Origin of the sequence: Kitasatospora sp. NPDC048722, assembly GCF_040650235.1 — a bacterium.
Lineage (GTDB): Bacteria > Actinomycetota > Actinomycetes > Streptomycetales > Streptomycetaceae > Kitasatospora.
The window spans coordinates 1-3,243 of record NZ_JBEZGX010000147.1 but is presented as its reverse complement, the minus strand read 5'-3'; the positions used below and the strand labels follow the sequence as shown (position 1 = coordinate 3,243).

2 protein-coding genes are annotated in these 3,243 nt (G+C 74.9%); both read right to left on the bottom strand.

Annotated features, from left to right (window positions below; all coding sequences use genetic code 11):
• The coding region (locus tag AB0C76_RS41160; RefSeq protein ID WP_359975851.1) for a type I polyketide synthase at positions 1 to 2,087 on the bottom strand (2,087 nt) is incomplete at its 3' end.
• 11 nt (positions 2,088 to 2,098) lie between these two features.
• Positions 2,099 to 3,136, bottom strand: a complete 1,038-nt coding sequence (locus AB0C76_RS41155; protein ID WP_359975854.1) for a beta-ketoacyl reductase — start codon at positions 3,134 to 3,136, stop codon at positions 2,099 to 2,101.
• Positions 3,137 to 3,243 lie beyond the last annotated feature (107 nt).

The following is a 3,243-nucleotide window of genomic DNA, read 5'->3' as shown; positions in this document are numbered from 1 at the left end:
ACCACGGACGCCGGGCCGTTGACGGCGGCGACCGACACGAACTCGCCCAGCAGCGGCAGGACTTCCTCCTCCGCCGCCTGCACCGCCAGCATCGCGCCGCCCACCGCCAGCGCCTGCATCAAACGACCCCGCGCCGCCACCAGCCTGCACGCGTCCTCCAGCGAGAACACCCCGGCCACATACGCCGCAGCCACCTCACCGATCGAGTGCCCGGCCACGAACTCCGGCTCCACACCCAACGATTCGAGCAACCGGAACAACGCCACCTCGACCGCGAACAACCCCGCCTGAGCGAACTCCGTCCGGTTCAGCAGCTCCGCATCCGAACCCCACACCACCTCACGCAAAGGCCCGTCCATCGCAGCACAAACGGCGTCGAACGCCTCCGCGAACACCGGGAACCGGGCAGACAACTCCCGCCCCATCCCCAGCCGCTGCGACCCCTGCCCCGAGAACAGGAACGCCGTCGACCGCTCCCCCGCCACCCCACGCGCAACCTCGACCCCGTCCACCAGCACCGCCCGGTGCCCGAACCGCGACCGCCCCGCCAACGCGAGGGCCACGTCCACCGGCGAACCGCCGACCCCGGCAAGCCGCTCCAGCTGCGCAGTCAACGCGGCCCCCGACTTCGCCGACACCACCCACGGCACCACACCCGGCGCCCTGCCCGGCGACTCCGTCCGATCCACGGCAGGCGCCTGCTCGACGATCACGTGCGCGTTCGTCCCGCTGATCCCGAACGACGAGACCCCGGCCCGACGCGGGTGCCCGGCCTCGGGCCACTCCCGCGCCTCCGTCAGCAGCCGCACCGCGCCCGCCGACCAGTCCACGCGCGAGGACGGCGTGTCCGCGTGCAGCGTCTTCGGCAGCACGCCCGCCCGCATCGCCTGCACCATCTTGATCACGCCCGCGACCCCGGCCGCCGCCTGGGCGTGGCCGAAGTTGGACTTGACGGAACCCAGCCACAGCGGCCGTCCGTCCTCCCGACCCTGCCCGTAGGTGGCGAGCAGCGCCTGGGCCTCGATCGGGTCGCCGAGCGGTGTGCCCGTCCCGTGGCCCTCGACGGCGTCGACCTCGCCGGCCGACAGCCCCGCGTTGGCGAGCGCCTGACGGATCACCCGCTGCTGCGACGGGCCGTTGGGCGCGGTGAAGCCGTTGGACGCACCGTCCTGGTTCACCGCCGAGCCCCGGACGACCGCGAGGACGCGGTGCCCGTTGCGGCGGGCGTCCGAGAGCCGCTCCAGCACCAGCACGCCGACGCCCTCGGCCCAGCCCGTCCCGTCGGCCCCGTCGGCGAACGCTTTGCAGCGCCCGTCCGAGGCCAGCCCGCCCTGCCGGGAGAACTCAACCAGCGAGCCGGGCGTCGCCATCACGTTGACGCCGCCCGCGACGGCGAGCGTGCACTCGCCGGCCCGCAGCGCCTGGACCGCCCAGTGCAGGGCGACCAGCGAGGACGAGCAGGCGGTGTCGACCGTCACCGCCGGACCCTCCAACCCGAGGGTGTAGGAGAGCCGGCCGGAGAGGGCCGAGGCGGCGATACCGGTGCCGATGTCGCCGGTGGCATCGGCCAGGGAGCGCACCAGCAGGTACGCGTAGTCCTGACCGTTGGTGCCGAGGAAGACACCGGTGCGGCTGCCGCGCAGGGCCGTCGGGTCGAGGCCAGCCCGCTCGAACGCCTCCCAGGAGGTCTCCAGCAGCAGGCGCTGCTGGGGGTCGGTGGAGACGGCCTCGCGCGGCGAGATGCCGAAGAAGTCGGCGTCGAACCCGGCGACCGAGGCGAGGAAGCCGCCGCGCCGCGAGACGCGGGTGCCGCGCTCGTCGACACCGGCGTCCTCCAGCGCGCCGAGGTCCCAGCCGCGGTCCTCCGGGTAGCCGCCGGTGGCGTCGGTGCCGCCCGCCACGAGGTCCCAGAGGTCCTCGGGCGAGGCGACGCCGCCGGGGTAGCGGCAGCCCATGCCGATGATGGCGACGGGCTCGGCGGCCGCGGCCAGGAGCTGCCGGTTCTGCTTGCGCAGCCGTTCGGTCTCCTTCATCGAGGACCGGAGAGCGGCGACTACCTTGTCGTGGGGCGTGGTCGGCGTGGTCATGAGCTGCTCCGTCAGTCCTGGGCGTGGTCGGGGTCGTTGCGCAGGGCGGCCTGCACCAGGTCGTCCAGGTCCATCGCGTCGATCGCGTCGGCTTCCGGGGCGTCCTCGGCTTCCGGGCCGTCCTCGGCGGGCACGCCGTCGGCGAGCCTCAGCAGCGCGTCCAGGACCCCGCTGCGCCGCAGGCGCTCCAGCGGGACTGACTCGACGAGCGCCCGCAGGCGGGCGCGCTCGGGGTCTCCTGACTCCACGGCGTCCCCGTCCCCGGCCAGCAGGCCGAGCAGGTGCGCGGCGAGCTCGGTCGGGCTCGGGTGGTCGAAGACCAGCGTCGGGGACAGGTCGAGACCGGTCGCGGCACCGAGCCGGTTGCGCAGCTCGATCGCGCCGAGCGAGTCGAACCCGAGGTCGCGGAAGGCCTTCTCGGGGCCGACGGCCTCGATGCCGGGCAGTCCGAGCACCTCGGCCGCGCGTCCGCGCACCAGCCCCAGGAGGGCGGCGGTGCGGCGGGCCGGGCCGAGCGCGGCCAGTTCGGCGCGCAGCTCGCGGCCGTTGGCACTGTCCTCACCGGGGCCGCCGCCCTGCGGGTCGGCGTAGCCGGGGAGTTCGGCGAGCAGTCGGCTCGGGCGGACGGCGGTGAAGGCGCGGACGAAGCGCTCCGGGTCGACGTCGGCGACCAGGGTGGTCGGCGCGGTGTCGAGGACGGCGCGGCGCAGCGCGGCGACCGCGACGGCCGGGTCGAGCGGCCGGATGCCGGTGCGGCGGGCGGCCTCGCCGGCCCGGGCGTCGGCGGCCATGCCGCCGCCGGCCCAGGCGCCCCAGGAGAGGGAGGTGGCGGCGAGTCCGTCGGCGCGGCGGCGTTCGGCGAGGGCGTCGAGGACGGCGTTGGCCGCCGCGTAGTTGCCCTGGCCGGGGTTGCCGACGGCCGCGGAGGCGGAGGAGAACAGGGCGAAGACGGCGAGGTCGTGGTCCCTGGTCAGCTCGTCGAGCAGGAGCGCCGAGGTGGCCTTGGCGCGGTAGACGTCCTCGAAGCGCTCGGGGGTGAGGCCGTCGATGACGCCGTCGTCGAGCAGATGGTGAAGACGCTGATCCGGATCCAGGACACGTTGATGCCGGCCCGCCGGGCTCCCTCGATGTTGCCGCCGAGCGCGAACACCTGGCG